The organism is Fructilactobacillus sp. X2R5C2, assembly GCF_059901375.1.
This window is the reverse complement of record NZ_JBWXUX010000001.1, coordinates 302,357-322,936: the sequence shown is the minus strand read 5'-3', so window position 1 is coordinate 322,936 and position 20,580 is coordinate 302,357. Positions and strand designations below refer to the sequence as shown.

20 protein-coding genes, 1 pseudogene and 1 other annotated feature are annotated in these 20,580 nt (G+C 42.3%); of the genes and pseudogenes, 14 read left to right on the top strand and 7 right to left on the bottom strand.

Going from position 1 to position 20,580, the window contains the following annotated elements; all coding sequences use genetic code 11:
• The first annotated feature begins 45 nt into the window (after window positions 1–45).
• The gene (locus tag AC6UD2_RS01705; RefSeq protein WP_500697813.1) at window positions 46–699 is read left to right on the top strand and encodes a VTT domain-containing protein; all 654 of its coding nucleotides are present in this window, start codon (window positions 46–48) and stop codon (window positions 697–699) included.
• Window positions 700–749: 50 nt separating this feature from the next.
• Here the strand turns inward: AC6UD2_RS01705 and xylB are convergent.
• Window positions 750–2,245: pseudogene (gene xylB / locus AC6UD2_RS01700) on the bottom strand (xylulokinase).
• 146 nt (window positions 2,246–2,391) lie between these two features.
• Window positions 2,392–3,948 carry a ClC family H(+)/Cl(-) exchange transporter gene (locus AC6UD2_RS01695; RefSeq protein ID WP_500697930.1) on the bottom strand — a complete coding sequence of 519 codons (1,557 nt, stop codon included), beginning with the start codon at window positions 3,946–3,948 and terminating at the stop codon, window positions 2,392–2,394.
• 103 nt (window positions 3,949–4,051) lie between these two features.
• Between AC6UD2_RS01695 and AC6UD2_RS01690 the strand changes: the two genes are divergently transcribed.
• On the top strand, window positions 4,052–4,525 hold the full coding sequence (locus AC6UD2_RS01690) for a hypothetical protein (RefSeq protein ID WP_500697812.1): 474 nt from the start codon (window positions 4,052–4,054) through the stop codon (window positions 4,523–4,525).
• A gap of 166 nt (window positions 4,526–4,691) precedes the next feature.
• Entirely contained in the window at window positions 4,692–5,609 is a 918-nt protein-coding gene (locus AC6UD2_RS01685) for an alpha/beta hydrolase (protein ID WP_500697811.1), read from the top strand.
• Between the two features lie 296 nt (window positions 5,610–5,905).
• Here the strand turns inward: AC6UD2_RS01685 and AC6UD2_RS01680 are convergent, their stop codons facing one another.
• A complete protein-coding gene (locus tag AC6UD2_RS01680) occupies window positions 5,906–6,691 on the bottom strand; it encodes a glucose 1-dehydrogenase (RefSeq protein ID WP_039143757.1) in 786 nt (261 codons plus the stop codon).
• A gap of 228 nt (window positions 6,692–6,919) precedes the next feature.
• On the opposite strand from AC6UD2_RS01680, the gene AC6UD2_RS01675 reads away from it, so the two are divergent.
• From AC6UD2_RS01675 to AC6UD2_RS01625, 11 genes are all read left to right on the top strand, one after another.
• Window positions 6,920–7,270, top strand: a complete 351-nt coding sequence (locus AC6UD2_RS01675; RefSeq protein WP_039143318.1) for an iron-sulfur cluster biosynthesis family protein — start codon at window positions 6,920–6,922, stop codon at window positions 7,268–7,270.
• Window positions 7,271–7,399: 129 nt separating this feature from the next.
• Window positions 7,400–7,633: a binding site (T-box leader), on the top strand.
• Between the two features lie 38 nt (window positions 7,634–7,671).
• Window positions 7,672–8,520 (top strand): MetQ/NlpA family ABC transporter substrate-binding protein, encoded by an 849-nt coding sequence (locus AC6UD2_RS01670; protein WP_500697810.1) that lies wholly within the window; start codon window positions 7,672–7,674, stop codon window positions 8,518–8,520.
• Window positions 8,521–8,626: 106 nt separating this feature from the next.
• Window positions 8,627–9,607, top strand: a complete 981-nt coding sequence (locus AC6UD2_RS01665) for a LacI family DNA-binding transcriptional regulator (RefSeq protein WP_500697809.1) — start codon at window positions 8,627–8,629, stop codon at window positions 9,605–9,607.
• A gap of 171 nt (window positions 9,608–9,778) precedes the next feature.
• Window positions 9,779–10,525 (top strand): sugar phosphate isomerase/epimerase family protein, encoded by a 747-nt coding sequence (locus AC6UD2_RS01660; protein ID WP_500697808.1) that lies wholly within the window; start codon window positions 9,779–9,781, stop codon window positions 10,523–10,525.
• A complete protein-coding gene (locus AC6UD2_RS01655; protein ID WP_500697807.1) occupies window positions 10,526–11,812 on the top strand; it encodes a Na+/H+ antiporter NhaC family protein in 1,287 nt (428 codons plus the stop codon). It abuts the gene before it with no gap.
• Window positions 11,813–11,836: 24 nt separating this feature from the next.
• Complete coding sequence (locus tag AC6UD2_RS01650; protein ID WP_500697806.1) at window positions 11,837–12,802, top strand: sugar kinase; 966 nt, start codon at window positions 11,837–11,839, stop codon at window positions 12,800–12,802.
• A gap of 15 nt (window positions 12,803–12,817) precedes the next feature.
• Complete coding sequence (locus AC6UD2_RS01645; RefSeq protein ID WP_500697805.1) at window positions 12,818–13,753, top strand: phosphoglycerate dehydrogenase; 936 nt, start codon at window positions 12,818–12,820, stop codon at window positions 13,751–13,753.
• A gap of 134 nt (window positions 13,754–13,887) precedes the next feature.
• Complete coding sequence (locus AC6UD2_RS01640; RefSeq protein WP_500697804.1) at window positions 13,888–15,291, top strand: APC family permease; 1,404 nt, start codon at window positions 13,888–13,890, stop codon at window positions 15,289–15,291.
• Window positions 15,292–15,398: 107 nt separating this feature from the next.
• Window positions 15,399–16,172, top strand: coding sequence for a (S)-acetoin forming diacetyl reductase (locus AC6UD2_RS01635; protein WP_010022377.1), 774 nt, complete (start codon window positions 15,399–15,401; stop codon window positions 16,170–16,172).
• A gap of 65 nt (window positions 16,173–16,237) precedes the next feature.
• On the top strand, window positions 16,238–16,687 hold the full coding sequence (locus AC6UD2_RS01630) for a zinc-ribbon domain-containing protein (protein WP_500697803.1): 450 nt from the start codon (window positions 16,238–16,240) through the stop codon (window positions 16,685–16,687).
• 51 nt (window positions 16,688–16,738) lie between these two features.
• Window positions 16,739–17,356, top strand: a complete 618-nt coding sequence (locus AC6UD2_RS01625) for a DUF805 domain-containing protein (RefSeq protein ID WP_500697802.1) — start codon at window positions 16,739–16,741, stop codon at window positions 17,354–17,356.
• Window positions 17,357–17,401: 45 nt separating this feature from the next.
• Here the strand turns inward: AC6UD2_RS01625 and AC6UD2_RS01620 are convergent, their stop codons facing one another.
• The 4 genes from AC6UD2_RS01620 to AC6UD2_RS01605 all read right to left on the bottom strand — a co-directional run bounded on the left by AC6UD2_RS01620 (window position 17,402) and on the right by AC6UD2_RS01605 (window position 20,575).
• Window positions 17,402–18,079, bottom strand: coding sequence for a zinc-ribbon domain-containing protein (locus AC6UD2_RS01620; RefSeq protein WP_500697801.1), 678 nt, complete (start codon window positions 18,077–18,079; stop codon window positions 17,402–17,404).
• A gap of 6 nt (window positions 18,080–18,085) precedes the next feature.
• A complete protein-coding gene (locus AC6UD2_RS01615; RefSeq protein WP_500697800.1) occupies window positions 18,086–18,475 on the bottom strand; it encodes a zinc-ribbon domain-containing protein in 390 nt (129 codons plus the stop codon).
• A 143-nt stretch (window positions 18,476–18,618) separates the two neighbouring features.
• The gene (locus AC6UD2_RS01610; RefSeq protein ID WP_500697799.1) at window positions 18,619–19,533 is read right to left on the bottom strand and encodes an ABC transporter ATP-binding protein; all 915 of its coding nucleotides are present in this window, start codon (window positions 19,531–19,533) and stop codon (window positions 18,619–18,621) included.
• Window positions 19,526–20,575: an ABC transporter ATP-binding protein gene (locus AC6UD2_RS01605; protein WP_010022387.1), complete on the bottom strand. Its 1,050-nt coding sequence runs from the start codon at window positions 20,573–20,575 to the stop codon at window positions 19,526–19,528. The genes AC6UD2_RS01610 and AC6UD2_RS01605 overlap by 8 nt, the downstream gene beginning before the upstream one ends.
• Window positions 20,576–20,580: the final 5 nt, after the last annotated feature.

Genomic DNA, 20,580 nt, shown 5'->3' with positions numbered 1-20,580 from the left:
CGTTTTGGTAAGATTATAAAATAACTAATTAAGTGGGGATTAAAGATGAGTTTTTTAATTGATTTCGTGCTTCACATTGACCACCACCTGGTTACCCTTGTTAACGTGTTTGGTAATTGGACTTATTTAATATTGTTTGCGGTCATTTTCATTGAGACCGGAACCGTGATTATGCCGTTCTTACCGGGCGATTCGCTTTTGTTTGCTGCAGCGGCATTAGCGGCCGCCAGTACCAATGATCTAAACATCTGGATCTTCGTGATTCTGTTTTTCCTAGCTTCGGCACTGGGCGACTCGCTTGATTTCTTTTTGGGTCGGAAAGTTGGAATGGCAATTACTGACAACAAGTATCTCAGCCGTTTTATTAAGCCGAAGGACTTCGAAAAAGCCCATCATTTCTTTGATAAATATGGATCGTGGGCAATCTTGCTGGGACGATTCATGCCAATTGTACGGACGTTTGTCCCGTTTGTAGCCGCCAGCAGTGACTATAGCTACCAAAAGTTCGTTAAATATAATGTGAGTGCCTGTTTCGCGTGGGTTGTACTTTGTTGCGGTGGCGGATATTTCTTTGGCAACATTCCATTCGTGAAAGAGCACTTCTCGGCGGTAATCCTGACGATTATCTTGATTACGTTGTTACCTGCCATCATTGGTGTCATTAAAACTCGTTTCACTAGTAAAAAGGACGAAGCCTAGGGCTTCGTCCTTTTATTTTCCAATCTAATGAGTCAGGGACTGAACTTGAATTAACGGAAATCCTGCAGTTCGTGACTAATTTTTTTGGTTTGAGGATAAATTTGTTGATAGATTTTGAAAAGTTGAGCATATTTATCAGCGTTAGCCTGGATTGGTTCGTAAGTCTTGCCGAACTTGATGAACTGATCAGCACAGGCAGGGAAACCGGTGAACCAACCGAGCCCAACGGCTGCGATCATGGCCGCTCCGATTCCAGGTCCTTGTTCGTTCTTTAGTGTTGTGACTGGCTTATCGAAGATGTCAGCTTGGATTTGCGTCCAGACCGCACTTTTAGCTCCGCCACCAATGGAAGTGACGTGGTCAATCGTGCACCCATTTCGTCATAAATGGTTAAAATGTCTTTCAGACTGAAGGTAATGCCTTCCATGACCGCACGGGTGAAGTCGCGTTGTACCTGGGTCCGATCGATGCCGACGAAGCTTCCTCGAATCTGAGAGTCAGCGTGGGGCATTCGTTCTCCGGCAATGTAGGGTGTAAACAGGAGACCGTTTGCCCCGATCGGTGAATTGCCAGCCTCATCGGTCATTTCGGTGAAGTCTTCATCTGGGACAAAGGTATTTTTGTACCAGGTAAGGGAATCGCCGGCAGCCAGCGTGACACCCATAGAGTAGTAGGTGTTTGGAATCGAGTGATCTTCCATTTGAAGGCGTCCACCGTAATCGGTAGAGAGATCAACTTCGTGATGGAGAACCACCCCAGAAGTTCCCACACTGACCAGGGCGTTATTCGGCGACATGATGCCCGCACCAACGGCTCCAGCGGAGTTGTCAGCGGCACCGCCGTAAACTTTGGTAATGGTCGACATGTCGGCTTCGTCGGCAAAGTCTGGGATGACGTTTCCAGCGTAATCAATGGACTGGATTAGTGGTGGGAGAATCTTTTCGGGAATTCCCAGGGCCTGACAGATTTCTAAACTCCATTTGTTGTCGTGGATGTCTAGAAGGGTGGTTCCGGTGGCGTCGGAGAAATCAACTGCGATGTTTCCGGTCATCTTAAAGCGCAGGTAGTCCTTTGGTAGTAAAAAGGTTTTCACTTTGGCCCAGTTCTCGGGTTCGTTTTCCTTGACCCAGAGTAGTTTGGTGATTGTAAAGCCCTCTAGTGGTTGATTACCCGTGATTTCAACGAACCGTTTGCCCAGTTTATCTTCAATTTCTTTTCGTTGTTTGGTGGTTCGGGTATCATTCCACAAAATGGCGGGACGAATGACCTGATTATTTTTATCTAATAAGACGAGGCCATGCATCTGACCCGAAAAACTAGCTCCGCTGATGGAGACCGGATCCACATTATCATCATTGACTAATTTTCTGATGGCAGCGATCGTGCCGTTAACCCAATCGTTGGGGTTTTGTTCACTCCAACCTGGTTGCGGTTGTGGATTGGGATACGACGTTGATTCTTGTCCCACAATGTCACCCAGTTTGTTGACCGCTGTGACTTTAACCGATCCCGTTCCGAGGTCGATTCCTAAAACGTTCTTTTCCATGTGTGCACCAACTTTCGTAAATGTTCTTGTAGTTGCTTCATTAATTTAAGATTAGCAGGTTATGTAATCGTTTTCAATGAATATTCATTTAATGTGAAAGAAACAAAAAAACAACCAATCGGATGATTAGTTGTTAAAAGAAATTATTATTCATCAATCTCCATCGCCATCTTTACCAGCTGTTTCTTAACTGGTCCCACGGCATCCCGATGTGCTAGGACAATCAAAGTGTCGCCGGCTTTAATCTTGGTGTTGCCATTGGGAATAATGTGCAGATTACCACGACTGATCGTGATGAGAATGGAGTTTTCTGGCCATTTTACGTTTTTGACCAGTTTATTTTCAATTGAACTAAATTCGTAGACGGGTACCTGAATCCTGTCCGTCTTGCTGTCAGCATTGAAGTACGTCTTGATAGCAGTCAGCCGTTCGGCCAAGGCTTGATAGATTGGTTGTCCACCCATCATATCGACCACGACGTAGGAAACCAAGACCACGAGCGCTAACGCCATGAAGTTCTTGGTGTTACCCACGAGTTCGGTAATCAGCATGATTGAAGTGAACGGAGCCTTACTAACGGCCGCAAAATAACCGGCCATCCCAAAAATCAGAAGATTATTAACGTATCCAGCTCCCAGCAGTCCTGATTGTGACATGAAGCCACCATATGCGGCTCCAATTAGTGATCCGACGGCAAGGACCGGCATGAAGAAGCCACCTGGAATCCCAGCACCATACGTAATCAAACCAAAGACGAATCGAATGATTAGGAAGACAAAGATGGCGGTCAATGGAACGTTATGAGTGGCCACCGTCATGATGACCCGACTACCACTTCCAATCGTGGTCGGGAAGAACATTCCAATGGGAATGACCATTAAGATCGGGATGGCACACATGAAATACCAAGGAATGATTTTAATTTTGGCGAACCATTTGGGAAGATCCAGCAGGCCTAAATTATAGACGTAACCTAGCACACCTAGAATAATTCCCAGAATGATCAGCTGCCAGTAGTTCTGGAGCTGAAAAATGTGACTATAGAAAATGGGAAGGATGGGTTTTAGCCCAAAGACTTTCAACGAAACAAAGTTCGCACAGATTGACCCAGTCAGTGACGAGAGCCAGACGGCTAGTGAAAAGTTCCGGTAGACACCTTCCATGACGAAGAACGTCCCGGCTAGTGGAGCACTAAAAGTTGCCGAAAGTCCGGCGGCAGCTCCAGTCGCAATCATGAGCCGACGTTCAGAACCGACTTCCTTGAATCCCTGAGCGACTCCTTGACCGATTGCACCACCTAATTGAACGGATGGACCCTCGCGACCGACGAAGATCCCGGTTCCAACGGTTAGAACTCCGGTAATGAACTTACGCCAAAGAACCGAGATCCAGTTGGTTTCGATGTTTCCGGCTAGTTGAGCTTCTACCTGGGGAATTCCGGAACCTTTAACGTCGGGGTCACCCTTCATGATGAGTCCCGTGACGATTGAGATCAGTAAGAAGAAAGGAATCACGAACCATAGGAGGTTAAGGTTGTGGTCAAGACCATGATAAATGAGTAGAGACCATTTGAGCGCCACTTGGATTAGGTAACGAAAGGACGCAATGACGGCTCCCGTTAGGATTCCAATGATGGTCGCAAAGAGGACGTATCTTAAATCTGAAAAATCGATGTGATGTGTGCGTTTTGCCAAACTTTTCATCTCCATTAAGCAATTACATTAATTGTATCACGATTATTTTTACCAAATGGATTCGATTTTCATGTAAAATGAAAGTATGAAGATAAATTAGATGGAGGAATTTATGAAGAAATCAGATGTTGTTCAAAAGTTAGACTTCTTGTATGTTCTAACGCTTATAATTGCGATCGTTGAAACAGTCTTGTTATTCCCAATCCTTGGTGGAATCATTATCGTAAGTATGCTTTGGGTTCCATTACTAGTCTTGCTGGGACTTTACATTACCTGTTTTATCATCAGCTCCCAGATGGTGAGTTCTTTAGATGATGGCAAGGTTCGTTCTGATATGTTAAGCATCAAGCCCAAATTCATCGTTGGGATTATCCTGTCGGTAGTAGCGGTGATTCCAATTGTAGGATGGGTTTCACATATCATCATGGCAATCATTATGTGGCAAGTCTTCACTAATATTAGTACGCTCAAGACTGATTTAATCGATAATGATGAGTCTAATGGGGAATGGAAAGACGTTACTCCTGATTCTGAGAAAGAACAGTCGGGAAATCATGGTTTGGATGATCGTAACGCAAATAAATAGATAAAATAGAGCGTTCTTATTGTTAAAATAAAGACGCTCTATTTATTTACATTAATTTTTCACTAAACATCATATTTTTTGTGTCATTGTATTTTACATACATTAAGATAGTAAGTAGACGTGACAATTTATTTTAAAAGTCTTAATTAGAGAGGGGAAAGAGCCAATGAAAAGAATACTAAAGTGGACCGGAGTGACGGCTTTTTTCTTTGTCATTTTTACAATTATCCTAGATTTGGCCTTGGGTTATCTCCTGTTCAACTTTGCCTTTGGAAAAACTGGCTTAGCTAGTTTATACAATGAAAACGCGGGAACACCTGATACCGAATGGTTTAGTGATAACAACACCCAAATCTTACACGAAAAGGCGGACGATGGTACCAATTTGGTAGCCAGGTACGTTCCATCAGAAAAGCCATCTAATAAGACAATGATCGTGGTTCATGGCTACGGTAGTAACAGTGAAGAGATGGAAGCTTTCATTAAGATTTTCCATGCGGACGGCTACAACGTCCTAGCGCCTGACAATCAGTCGTTTGGTGGAAGTGGTGGAAAATACATCGGTTATGGGGTTAAAGACGCCACTAACCTTGAGAAATGGGCCCGAGTGGTGAATTCTGACCATCCTGGTGGTGAACTAGGATTGTTTGGAACCAGTATGGGGGCTTCGGCGGTAATGTATTCACTGCCAAAGATGCCTAGTAACGTCAAGTTTGCGATTGAAGACAGTGGTTACGCTAGTGTCGAAGGCGAACTTGGTGGTCAACTAAAGCGATTATTCAACATTCCCAGTTTTCCGCTCGTTCCGACCGTCAATCTTTACGTTAAAACGTTGGCAAAGTACAACATGAATGACGGAAACACCAAGAAGACCTTGAAACACAACCAGATTCCACTGTTTATCATTCACGGGGATGCCGACAAGTTCGTGCCAGTTAAAAATGCTTATGAAAACTACCGAAATGATGCCGGGCCGAAGCAGATTTGGATCATTAGGGGTGCTGGTCACATTGAAAGCCGAAGTCAGGATCCGGATACGTATACGCAAAAAGTCACGGATTTTGCCCAACAGTATTTTAAGTAGTCAAAATTGTTGATATGATTGATAAGTTAAGCCAGTAAAACTTAGGAGATGGATTTTAATCAAAGCCAAAATCAGGTTGACATTTGCATACTTACTCGTAATTCTAGTGATCGCTGCTTATTTTATCTTTGATCAAAAGGAGCGGCTGGTTCTCTTTTTAGAGGGAACTGGCTTACTTGCTTCATGTGTCTTGTTTGGATGGCATGGAATTAATGAGTTAATTAGAAGAATTTTCAAAGTGTTTTAAGCCAATAAAAAAGGAATGTGATTTAATCACATTCCTTTTTGATTTAATTTTAACCATTACCATTTTGAAATGATGGGTATAATGTCATACCACCATCAACGTAAAGGGAAACACCGGTTACGTAGCTAGCTTGATCGGAAGCTAACCAAACTGCAGCAGCGGCAACTTCTGAAGGTTTACCAATTCGGTGCATTGGAACCATGTTAACCGTTGACTCATAAGTCTTTGGATCAGCGAATTTCTTAGCGTTGATTGGGGTGTTAATCGCACCTGGACAAATTGAGTTAACACGAATGTTTTGTTTAGCGAACTCCATTGCGGTAGTTTCGGTGAACAACTTAACGCCACCCTTGCTTGCTGCATAGCTAGCAAATGTAGGCCATGGAATTTGTTGATGAACTGATGAAGTTTGAACGATACTACCTTTTTTGTTTTTCTTTAAGAAGTAGTTCAAAGCGGCCTTAGTTCCTAAGAAAGTTCCGGTTAAATCAACGTTGACAACTGCTTCCCATTGTTCCAATGGAATTTCGTTAGTTGGAGTCTTTTTCTCCATTCCAGCGTTGTTAAACCAGACGTCTAAGTCACCAAAAGCGTCAACGGCTGCCTTTACTAATGATTCAGCACCAGCATCGTCACCAATGTCACCTTGTTTTGTGATAGCATGACCACCATTTTTTTCAACGGCTTCAACAACTTGGTTAGCTGCTTCTTCGTTTTTGTGGTAGTTAATTACCACATTCATGTGTTCTTGACCTAAACGTTCAGCAATTGCGGCACCGATTCCGGAGTCTCCTCCAGTAATAACGGCTGTCTTGCCTTCAAGATCTTTGTACATAACCATAACAATACACCTCTGCTTTTCCTAATCCTGTTGAGCGGATTAAACTTATCTTGTGATTACATAATACCCCATTAAATCACGAATATAAAGTGAAAAAGCTTATTGGCTTTTTAAAATTAAATTGTGTACATTATACTTGCACTATTGATAATTTCTGTTAGTATTGATAGTGAAGATTTGAAGAGATTCATTTCTGAACCATTTAACTAGGAGGTTATGAATATGAAATTAACAATTACTGATGACGCAATGGCCTACATGAAGAAGAGATTAGCAGGTGCTAACGCATATCTGTTGGCCGCAAATGACGGGTCAAATAACTTCTCTGAAGGTGCTGGTGGTGCTTGCACTGTTGGAGACGCATTTCAAGTTGTTGGTGTTTCAAAGGCACCAAGCGACTACGATGTAAAGCTCGAAAACAACCAAGACGCTGACGTTTTAACCAGCAAGAATGACATGACATTCTTCGGACCAGGTCTAAAGCTTGATTTCAAGAATAACTTCTTGCAGTTAAAGGATGACGGCGAAATGATTGATGGCCAAGTTACTACCAACAATCAAGTCGATAAATAATAAAACAGATTAATAAGTCATAGAATCGAAGGTCAAACTTCGGTTCTTTTTTATTACCAAACTTTCGTAAACTTATTGACAACTTCTAAGAAAAAATGTAGAGTAACGACAACCAAAAAACAATAAACTAAACAAACGGAAAAGTTGAGTAGACGGCAGAAGCTCTCAGAGAGTCTCAGGTAGGTGCGATGAGATGAGTTGACGTTGTCGAAGATGGACTTGGAGTTTTTCATCAGTGAATAATTAGCTGGTGACGGATTTACCACCGATATCAAGGTCAAGTTATTGATTGATAACTTGTAAGATAATGGTCGTGAGACGATTATGAACTAAGGTGGTACCGCGAAAGCATTCGTCCTTTGATAGGATGAATGCTTTTTTTGTTTGGTAAAATGGGAGGAATGAAAATGAGAAGATGGGTTAAATATGTAGTTTGGATCGGAATTGTCTTGTTGATTGGAGTGGCCGGGTACTTCAGCTTTTTCCACCAGTCTGAAGCCGAAGCCAACACCATCAACGTTGGGATCATGGCTGGTTCTAAGCAGGAACAGGCGATCTGGAACGAAGTAGCTAAGACCGCGAAGGATAAGTACGGACTAAACGTGAAGTTTCAGACGTTTACCGATTATTCTCAACCCAACAACGCGTTAACCAATGGTGACATTGACGTGAACGCCTACCAAAACTATCCGTTCTTGGATAACTGGAATGAGGTGCATCACACTGACATCGTGCCGGTCGGTGACACCGTCATTGAACCCATGAGAATTTATTCTAATCAGTTTAAGTCTGTTAATGACATTTCAAACGGAACTTCAATTGCCGTTCCAAATGATACCAATAACGAGTCGCGGGCACTCCACGTCCTTCAGAGTGCTGGTTTGATTAAGTTAAATCCGAAAAAGACCTTCACCACGGTCAAGGACATCACCAGTAACCCCAAGAATCTGAAGATCAAGGAAGTGGATGCTTCTCAGACTCCACGCCTGCTGAATTCAACCGGAGCCTCCGTGGTCAACGGGAACTTTGCTGAAAGTTCTAACTTGAGTCCCAAGAAGGCCATCTATACTCCACCATTTACCAAAGATTCACATAAGTGGGTTAACTTCATTGCGTCAACGAAAAAGAATAAGAACGATAAACAGATTAAGAAACTAGTTAAGGCCTACCAGACTGAGAAGACTGCCAAGTTAATTAAGAAGGAATCGGGAATTAACCAACAGGCGGCTTGGAACTTAAAATTCAAATAACAATGTGGGAATCCATCAATTGATTTGATGGGTTCTTTTTCGTCTGTGGAAACAGGAGTTCAAAGAATGGTAAAATAAAGAAAAATGATTGATTGGAGGTGTCCAGATGGTTTCAGTAGCTACAATGAGAGACGTTGCTTCAGAGGCAGGAGTGTCAACCGCAACTATTTCACGTTATTTAAACGGGAAGACGAATCACATGTCAAGTGCCACTGCCAAGCGGGTCACCGAAGCAATTAAGAAATTGAACTACGTGCCAAACGAGTCCGCCAGACAACTGATTACGAAGCAGAGTCGCTTAGTGGCCGTGGTTGCGGCAGATGTTGACGACTATTTTTCGACCGAAATCTTTAAGGGAGTTAATTCAGTTCTAAAGAAAAATAATTTCATCGCGGTTTTAATGGATTCAGATAGTGACGAACAGCGCGAACTTGGAACGCTTTCTTCACTTAATCAGCAGATGTTTGGCGGAGTGATTATTCAGCCCTTAAGTAACGACTTGAAGGCTTTTAAAAAGGTGATTCCGCAAAACATTCCGGTGGTTATGCTTGATCGCCAGGTGGAAAATAGCCCATGGCCGAGTGTGGTTACCAATAACTACACGATTAGTAAAAAAGCAGCACAATACTTTAAGGACCAGGGATTAAACCATGTTTTTGTGATCACGAACAACGTCAAGAACGTTTCAACGCGTGAGGAACGGTTAAGTGGGATCAAGGCCGTTTTTCATGAAAACGTTCAAATTATCGAGCCCGGTGATAGTGAAGATTCGTTTAACGAAGCATATGCAAAGCTTAAACGTTCGGTAGCCGCAACCCATGGTGGTTTAATCTTTGCGTTAAAGGAACGATGGTTGCTTAAATTTCTACCAAAATTAATCCGAGATGGCGTGATTCGAAAATCGGATGGAGTACATATGACGGGATTCTCTGATACATCATTAACTGACAATATTGATCCAGGAATCAAAGTTATTAATCAGGATCCTTATCAGATTGGGGTTAGTGCGGCTCAAATTCTAATCGAGGGAGTCGACAGTGCCACACAACCGATCGCCAAAAAGATTGAAATCCCGGCACAATTTTAAGGGAAGCTTACAGGCTAGCTATTTTAGCTAGCCTTTTTTATAGTGTTTTGGAAAACGATTACATATTTATTTAAAAATATCACAAAATAGTATTGACTGGATTTATGTAAGCGATTACCATAGTTATAAATATGAAAGCGTTAACAAAGAAACCAAAGGAGTGCAATACTGATGAAATTGTTTTTAAATACATGGATCTTTGTAAATGACATTGATGCTGGAATGCGTCAGAGTGAGCTGTTTGCTCGTGTTAAAGACATGGGAGCCGACGGAATTGAAGTTCGCCGTGAGTATATCAAAGATTTTCCGCAGGAACTTGATGACATTCATCAAGCTAGTAGGCAGACTGGTTTACTGGTGAACTACAGCGTCCCCGATGAGATCTTCTTAAAGGATGGGTCCATCAATCCCAAGTTAAAACAATATTTTGATGAAGGACAACGGATGGGAATTACCAAGATTAAGTTTAACGTTGGTAATTTTAGAAAGTTCGATGGCGACCTAACCCATGCGTTTGACGGATTACCACTCGATCAAATCCAATTAAACGTGGAAAACGACCAGACAGAAGTAAGTGGCAAGATTGCCAACATTAAGCATTTTTTGAATCAAGCGAAAAAGAATGATTTGCCGATTAAATATGTTTATGACCTAGGGAATTGGGCGTTTACACATCAAAGTGCTGATTACGCTGCCGATTGTTTGGGTAGTTATACCGATTACATTCATTTAAAGAACGTTAATCAGTTTGATGAGGATGACCTTCAGACGGCTGATGACCTCAACGATGGGATGTTTGATTGGAAAAACATTCTCAAAGAATTGCCACCAAAGACCGACCTAGCTTTGGAATTTCCAATGCAAGATGACGAACATGTGAAACGTCAGGTCCAGTTACTTAAGGATGAGGTGATGTAATTGATAAATACGATAATTGCGATTTTGTTGTTAATTACGTTTGCTGGTTTTATTTTTTACATTATTAAAGGTGGCGACCTTACAATCGGGTTCTTTGTCATGGCGATTCTCTGGACCGTCATTGGCCTGATTCCATATCATACCGCCATAACCGCCGTCTTCTCGACGCCAGCTTTGAAATACGGATCCACCATCATTTACATTGTCTTTGGTTCGTGGTTCGGTCGGGTCCTTGTTGAAAGTGGGATTGCTCCCTCCATTTCACAAAAGACCAATAAGGTGGGTAAATCACATCCCTTACTGGCTGCCATCCTGATCGTACTAGTGACCGCGCTCTTGTTTGTGAGTTCTTACGGAGTGGGTTCTGTAATTGCTATTGGTGTCATTTTACTGCCAATCCTGCTTTCGTTGGGGATTCCACGAGACGTTGCCTTGACGACTTTTGCCCTATCCATTGGATCGGCGATGTATGTCAACGTTGTCCTATTTAATCAGATCAAAGCTTTCTTTCCCAAGGCGCAGTATAACTTGCACTACTTTGAGTTTGGTTGGGCTGCCATGGCGGTTCAGCTGATCGCGGTCATCTTGTTCTTGGTCATGAAACGTCACACTTTCAATCCTAAGAATGCTGAAGCCAACTTAAAGGAAATCGGGGCAACCGATCCAGGCGATGTGAATAAGATTCCGTACATTGCCTATGCCATCCCAGTTGTTCCAGTTATCTTGAACATGGCACTTGGTTGGGATGCAATCCCAGCCTTGATTCTCTCAAGTATCTTGGCCATGCTAGTAACTGGGAAGATGAATGGCTACAAGAAGTTTAAAAAGTTTCTAAACACTACCATTAAACAATCCATTAATGATATTTCTGGGTTAATCATGTTCTTAATGGCGCTAGTAATGTTCGCTGGTGCTGCACAATTAAACGCTGGTCGTTTCAAGGGCATCTTCAGTGCCATCTTGCCTAACAGTCATTTACTGTTAGCACTTGGAATTGGAATCTTAGCACCATTGGCCTTGTTTAGAGGACCCTTACAGGTGTGGGGAGCTGGTGCCGCAACGGCAGCCGTCTTATCTGCCACTGGCATGTTTAACGACATGTTCCTCTTACCTCTCATGTACGTTCCAACTCTAATGGCGGTCTCAACCGACATTACCCAATCGTGGAACGTCTGGGGCCTTGATTACATGAAGGTTCGTCCTCAACAATTATTGAAACTAGGAGTTCCAATCATGTGGATCGTTTCCATTATTAATGAAATGTTAGTCTACTTATTCTTCGGATAGATGATTAAAGAAAGGTGAAATTTTATGAGTGAATTTCTAACAATTGGCGAACCAGTGGTGACGTTCGCCTCAACCGATCCTGATGCCAGCCTCGCTGACTCAACCCATTACTTAAAAATCCTAGGAGGTGCCGAGTTAAACGTGGCCATTGGTGCCAAACGATTAGGACATTCCGCCCAGTACGTTTCTCAAGTTGGAACCGATCCCCTAGGACAATACGCTAAAAATGTCATCATTGGTCATGGGGTTGGAATTGATTATGTAAAAGACGACCCCGAGCACTGGACAGGTCATCAGTTAAAACAGATGGTAACGCACGGAGATCCGAAGACGTTTAACTACCGGACTGGGTCCGCTGCCTCTCATTTAGATAAAGATGTCATTGATGAAATTAATCTTGATGATGTTAAGATAGCTCACCTGACGGGGATCTTTCCGGCGCTCTCAGATGAAGCTCAAACCTCATATCGTGCATTAATGGACCGCTTGATTAATAATAAAATTAAGATAACGTTTGATCCAAATTTGCGTCCCGGACTGTGGGGTGATCATGATCGAATGATTAAAACAATTAACGAGTTGGCAAAATCGGCTGACATTGTGATGCCTGGTGTAAACGAAGGAAAGGTCCTGATGGGCAGTGATGATCCTGAACAAATTGCCGATTTTTACCTCCAAAACGGCGAACGAACCCAAGTAGTTTTAATTAAATTAGGACCCGCTGGGGCGTACGTTAAAACAAAGAATGGTGATTCGTACACCGTTGATGGTTTCAAGGTTGATCACGTTGTGGATACCGTTGGTGCCGGAGATGGCTTTGCTCTAGGAGTTATCACCGCGTTACTGGAAGATAAGGACTTAAAAAGTGCCGTGATGCGGGGAAATGCCGTTGGCGCCATGCAGGTCCAAACGCCGGGCGATAATGACGGTTACCCCACTCAAGATCAGTTAAAGGATTTTTACAGAAAAGCAAATGTTAGTGAATCATAGACAGGAGAGATAATTATGGCTAAAAAAGTTGCAGTACAAGCAAGTTTAGCTCCAGATGGGAAACAATTATTAAAGGATAATGGTTTTGAAGTCGTCGAACTGCCAGACAAGAAGATTTCGACCCTGCTTGACAAGGCCGCTGACGCTTATGGAATTCTGATTGGGACCGCACCATTTCCTAACGATACGATTGAAAAGATGCCTAATCTGAAGATTATCGCTAGAAACGGTGTGGGTTACGATAACATCGACGTTCCCTTCATGATACAACATGGGATATATGTAACAATTACACCACTCGCTAACGCTTCAACGGTGGCGGAGACTACGCTTGCGGAAATCTTCGACATTTCCAAGAACGTCACGAATGATTCCCACGAGATGCGCGAAGGCAATTGGAACTACAAGAAGGACCACAAGGGCTTTGACTTAGAGGGGAAGACCCTTGGAATTCTTGGTTATGGTCGCATTGGTAAGATGGTCGCTAAAAAGGTGAGCGGATTAGGGATGAACGTCATTTACAATTCACCTCATGCCGAAGATTCTGAGTATGGAAAAGCGGTCAATCGTGACGCCATCTTTACTGATTCGGACATCGTTACCTTACACATGCCAGTACTTCCTTCAACTAAGGGAAGTGTGGGGAAACGTGAATTTGAGATGATGCATAGCTCTTCGGTTCTCATTAATTTGGCTCGGGGTGCGCTCATTAATACGAATGATCTCATTGATGCGTTAAAGAGTGGTGAGATCAAGGCCGCTGCCCTGGATGTGTTTGATAAAGAACCACTTCCAATGGATAGTCCGCTTTATCAGTTGGATAACGTCCTCTTGACTCCCCACATTGCCTCGAACACGGTGGAATGCATGAACCGGATGGCACATGATGCTGCGAGTGAGATCGTTAAAGTTCTAAATGGTGAACAACCACAGTGGGCCGTTCAAAAATAAATTTTAAAGTGTTAGGGACTGGGATGATTTCATTCCAGTTCTTTTTTGTTTAAGGAAATCTTAAAAAAGTAATTGTCATGATCATGGTTTCACGGTACAATGCAATGCAATACAAATGAAAAGGAGTGATGCATATGCATAACATGTTCAAGAAAGAATCGGTTGAAAATTTTGTTAGAGCTGATGCCGGTTTGAAGCGGACCTTAACCGCGAAAGATTTAATTGGACTTGGTGTTGGTGCCGTGGTTGGAACTGGAATCTTTATTTTGCCAGGACACGAAGCAGCGTCACACGCCGGGCCTGCCGTGGCATTAGCGTTCTTGTTCGCTGCCATCTTAGCGGGGGTCGTGGGGATGGCCTATGCTGAGTTTTCGTCAGCCATGCCCGTTGCTGGATCTGCATACTCCTTTGGAAGCGTTGTTTACGGGGAGATTATTGGATGGATTCTCGGATGGGGTCTTATTCTTGAGTATTTCCTGGCGGTCTCTGCTGAAGCAACGGGATTCGCTTCATATTTTAATAACAATATCTTGGCGGCAATTGGGTTCAACATTCCTAAGGTGCTCCAGAACGGACCCATGCAAGGCGGAATCGTTAATATCACAGGTGTGATAATCACGCTTTTAGTTGGCCTTTTGGCGCTTATGGGAACGAACTTTTCTAAAAAGATTGAGAACTTTGCTGTTCTGGTCAAGATTGGCATTATTTTACTGTTCATCGTCGTAGGTGTTTTTTACATAAAATCGAGCAACTACGTTCCGTTTTATCCGAAACAATTTCACACCACACCATTTGGTTTAGGTGGGATTTCGACCGCAGCTGCCACCGTCTTCTTTGCCTTCATGGGATTTGACGCTTTAGCCTCAAATTCGGCGGAAACGATCAATCCGAACAAAAACATGGCTAAGGGAATTCTTGGAACCGTCCTGATCGCGGCCGTTTTGTACGTCGGTTTTTCACTGGTACTAACCGGAATGGTGCACTATTCGCTATTAAACGTTGATGATCCGGCTGCCTTGGCATTTTCCATGGTTCACTTAAACTTCATGAACAAGGCAATTACGATTGGAGCCTTATTTGGGATCTTTACCGCCATGGTAACCATGGTGATCGGGAGTTCACGGCTAGTTTACTCTTTAGGACGTGACGGTCTTATTTCTAAGAAAATGGGGAAAATCAACCATAAGACCGGGATTCCCACCTATGCCGTTTGGTTGGCCGTTATTATCCAGGCTATTTTTGCTGGAATCGTTCCATTAACCCAATTGGTTTCGTTAATTAATGCGGGAACGCTAGTGGCCTTTACCTTTATCTCGTTTGGAATCATTCCACTTCGGCATCGTAAAGACATCAAGAACACTGGTTACAAGATGCCACTCTACCCATACCTACCAATTCTGGCGGGTCTGATGAGTATTTACTTTATCGTCATGTTGCCAAACGTAACCAAGATTGCGGTAGTGGGCTGGTTAGCCCTTGGAATTGTGATTTACTTTGTTTACGGGATTCATCATTCCAGACTACAAAATGAAGAATAAATTGATGGGAAGTCCAACGGCGGGCTTCTCATTTTTTTGTGGTCAAGTTAGCTGCTGCTGTGATAAAATTAACTTATATTATCAGTAATAAGTAAGGAGAATGAATGATGGACAAAAAAGTAGCTCTAGTTACGGGTGCTGGGCAAGGAATCGGCGCTGCCATTGCTAAACGTTTAAGTAAGGACGGCTTTTCCGTGGCACTCGTTGGTCGTCACTTGGATAAAGTGGAAGAAATTGCTAAGGAGATTCAAAGTGACAACGGAGATGCCATTGCGATTAAGGCGGACGTTGCTAATCGGGATGAGGTCTTTGCTGCAGTAGAAAAAGCTGCTAAACATTTTGGTGACTTCAACGTCATTGTCAACAATGCCGGAATTGCACCAACCACACCAATTCAAACTGTTACTCCAGAAGTCTTGGAACAAGCTGAAAAGATTAACGTTGGTGGAACCATCTGGGGCATCCAAGCTGCTGCCAAGAAGTTCAAAGAATTAGGACACAGTGGTAAGATCATTAATGCATCTTCACAAGCTGGGATGACTGGAAATGAAAACTTGACGGTTTATGGTTCAACGAAATTCGCCATTAGAGGAATTACCGAAACAACTGCCAAGGAATTGGCAGACGATGGCATTACCGTTAACGCCTACTGCCCTGGAATCGTTGTGACGCCAATGATGAATGACATTGCTCAAAACGTGGCTGATGAAGCAGGTAAACCATTTGAATGGGGAATGGAACAGTTCGCTAAGGACATTGCCTTAAAGCGTCTTTCAAAACCTGAAGACGTGGCAGGCTGCGTATCATACTTGGCAGGACCTGACTCAGACTACATGACTGGCCAATCGTTGTTGATTGATGGTGGAATGGTTTTTAATTAAATAATTAACGGGAACTCTGACATTTTGTCGGAGTTCTTTTAATACATACGAGAAGGGGAAAGAAAATGGCATTAAAAACAAGATTTTGTCCCAATTGTGGAGCTGAAATTCCCGTGAACGTAAAATTCTGTACCAAGTGTGGATACAAACAACCTAGCATTGACGAACTCGAAGAAATGAATAAGGAAGAGGCGACAACTACGGTTGACGTTGAACCAAGTAAAAAGCAAGTTGATGATCAACCTGAGATTGTTATTCCTGTTTCGGCTGGTACGATTCCGGATGGATACGAATTTAAGGCGAATGAGTCCATGGCTTTAAGTGGACATTACGTTCCTGACGATGATCAAAGCTTGGATGAATTTCAACACCACGCATTTGAGAAAATCAGATCGATTGTGAAGAAAAATCATTGTGACGGAGCCTTCAACTTGGTAATTCAAACTCAAATTGACGGAGATAGTTCAAAAATGTTCATTTTTGCCTATTTTGACATGGTAAATAGTGTAAAATAATAATAGATGTTATATTAACATCTATTTAATACATATTATGGAGGTTTTTTCATGGATGAAACAAAACATTGTCCCAATTGTGGCAAGTTGCTGAAAGTGGACGTAAAGTTCTGCCCTTATTGCGGTCAAGCTCAACCTGAGATGGCTGGAGCTACTGATAGTGGCCAAGCTAATTATGAGAATCAGAATAATAATGAGCAACAGACTTATCGTCCTGATAACGATAATGAAAATGGTGATATTCGCTCAGAATATTCATCACCAAATATGATTACTTCGTTTCAAGATTATTTCGGTAATATATTTCATATTTCAGGAAGAATGAGCCGAGCTTCATATTGGTGGTCGTATTTAGATACGTGTTTAATTGGAGTGATTCTTTATGCTTTGATTGCTATATTTGGTAGCATGGATTCTTCTGCCGGATACGCTATTACAATAGTACTTAGACTTATGCTCCTAGTTTTTGGGGTTGCTTCTGGAATTGCGAATATCACTGCGACATGTCGTAGATTTCATGACATTAATTATTCTGCTGGATTTTGGTGGCTCTCAATCATTCCATTTATTGGAAGCATCATCGTTTTCATTTTCATGTTATTTAGTTCTGTGGATGAAGGAAATCGGTTTGGTGGACCAGACGTTAGCTATTTGAAAAAGTTGAATTAAAGCATGTTAAAAACACCCTTCAGTTTGAAGGGTGTTTTTGTATGATTATTTTTTGAAATGTTCCATGTAATATTTTGGAGTATAAATCGTACCGCTTTCGGCGGCTTTATCAATTCCATTCATTTCTTTTGGATAAATTAATACTTTTGAAAATGTTCTTTTATTTGAAAAGGGCTGCTTAGGTGCAAACACAGTTTCAATGTATTTGTTAGAAAGCTTATCATACATTCTTAGCATATATACTTTATGCCCATTATAATTAAACAAATATCGATTGGTATATTTGTTTTTCATGAGAACCATGTTTTTTTGATCCATAATTTTATCTGCGGCAAAGTTTTCAGCATCCTTTTTAGAATAAAATTCTTTTGCGTAATCTTCGTAATCATTTCCAACCATTACAATCATCGATAGAATATCTGTTTTGCTATTAGTATAAGCCCATTTCATTATCTCATTTGGAGAAGTTGATCCACGTGACTCATAATATTTATATCCACCAAATGAAATTCCAGCTAATAAGAGCACTATCAATACAAGACTCGTAATGATAACACTTGTAGTTGAATGACCTTTATTTTGGTTGTAATTATTTGGCTGATTTTGATGATTCGATTTTACTTCATTATTAGAACTTGGTTGCTCCGCTCCACAATACGGACAGAACTTCACGTCCTTTCCAATTTTCTTCCCACATTTGACACAAAACTTAGTATTATCCATTAGTTATCATCCCTCGAATGCTTGAGATCCCATAATCATTCCGAACACAATTCCAACGATCATTAGAACGATTGAAACAATGATTAGGATATTTCCGGCATTTTTGTGGTATTTACGTTCAAAGAATCCGAGGACAATGCCAATAATTCCGAAAACCACGGGGATAAATAGTAAAGAGAGTACCGCCGATATCCAACCGAATACTAATAAAAGGGTGCTTGCCGTTGAATTATTACCTTGTTTAGAAGATGATTCTTGATTATGTACTACTTGCTGAGAATCACTACTGTTGGATGTGGAAGTGGGTTGTTCCGCACCACAGTACTGGCAGAACTTTGTCTCTTTGGGGATTTTTTTCCCACACTTGACACAGAATTTTTCGTTATCATTATTCATTAAAAAAGCCTCCATCTTGTGATAAATGTATTTATTCACTTCAATAATATCATTTCCTTTTCTTATCCGCAATTTAACAATGAATCTAAAGAAACAAAAAATCGTCCGACTGGATTTACTTCCAATCGGACGATTTTTAACGGTTATTTATACTGTTTAGCTTCCTCATCACTGCAATACAACCAGTGACCAGGGGTAACCTCTTGAAGATACTGATCATCTTTGAAAGGTTTACTGTGATCAAACTTGATGATCTTGTGCTGTTTCTCTGAGTTTGGGTCAGGGACAGGGACCGCTGACAGTAAGCTCTGAGTGTACTTGTGAAGTGGATGGTTGTACAACTCGTCCGTGTCTGCCATTTCAACGATCTTGCCATTGTACATTACGGCAATTCGATCACTGATGTACTTTACCATTGAAAGATCATGGGCAATGAACAGGTAGGTCAGTCCTTCCTTTTCCTGGATGTCCTGCATCAGGTTTACCACCTGAGCTTGGACGGAAACATCTAGGGCGGAAATGGGTTCATCGGCAATGATGAATTTCGGTTTAACGGCAAGGGCTCTAGCAATCCCGATTCGTTGTCGTTGACCACCAGAGAACTCGTAGGGATAACGACTGGCATGTTCTTCATTCAAGTTAACCAAGTGAAGGAGTTCGTGAACCCGTTTGTCTCGTTCATCAGAGTTTTTAACCAGATGATTAATGTCGAGTCCTTCAGCGATGATGTCTTCAACCTTCATTCTGGGATTCAGTGAAGCATAGGGATCCTGAAAAATCATCTGCATCTGACTCCGAAAGTCCTTCATCTGTTTACGCTTTAACTTCGAAATGTTTTTGCCTTCAAAGTCGATTTCGCCCTCAGTGGGATCGTATAAACGAATGATATCACGGCCCGTCGTACTTTTACCGGACCCAGATTCACCAACAAGTCCTAGGGTTTCGCCAGGATAGATATCAAATGAGATGTCATCAACGGCTTTCACTTCGTCGGGCTTTCCAACGTTGAAGTATTGTTTTAAATGTTTAACTGAAACAATGGGATCTTTTTTAGTCATGGTCGGCTTCACCTCGTTTCTTAAATTCAGCCTGACGCTTTTGAATGGATTCAGGTGGAGTTACCTTTGGAGCTCGCTTGTCTAACAGCCAGGTGGCAGCGTAATGCGTGTCACTCACCTTGAAGAAGGGTGGTTGCTTTTCGTGATCGATCTTTAAGGCGTACTTGTTTCGAGCGTAGAAAGCGTCGCCCTTAGGAGGATTGATCAGGTTCGGTGGAGTCCCTGGAATGGTGTTAAGTCGATCACTGTTCATGGAAAGGGTCGGCATGGAATCCAGAAGTCCCCAGGTGTACGGGTGTTGTGGATTGTAGAAAATGTCATCGACGGTTCCATACTCCACAATCTTGCCAGCGTACATTACGGCAACTCGGTCAGCAATGTTGGCAACTACCCCTAAATCATGGGTAATGAAGATGATCGAAGTTCCAATTTTGTCCTTTAAATCCTTTAACAACTTAATGATTTGGGCCTGCACGGTAACATCCAGGGCCGTCGTTGGTTCGTCAGCAATTAAAACATCAGGATTGTCAATGATAGCCATCGCAATCACGATCCGTTGCCGTTGCCCACCAGAAAATTGGTGAGGGTAGTCGCGCATTCGTTCTCGGGCGTTAGGGATTCCAACTTCTTCGAGGACTTCGGCGGCTTGTTCTAAAGCTTTATGTTTTGACATTCCCTCATGAACTCGGAGTGGTTCAGCTACCTGGTTTCCAATGTTCATAGTGGGATCAAGTGAAGTCATGGGGTCCTGGGAAATCATGGCGATCTTGCCGCCACGGATCTTGTCCATTTCTTTCTTAGATTCTTTTAAAATATCTTTGCCTTCAAAATCAATGGTACCGTTGGTGATGGTTTCGTTATCAGCTAGGAGACGCATAATAGTTCTCACGGTGATTGACTTACCTGAACCAGATTCACCAACGAGTGCTAAGGTTTCTCCCTTATCAAGGTGAAAGCTAACATCTCGAATGGCCTTGACGGTTCCGTTTAGGGTATCAAAATCAATTGACAGGTCTTTAACGTCTAATACTTTTTGAGCCATCTTAT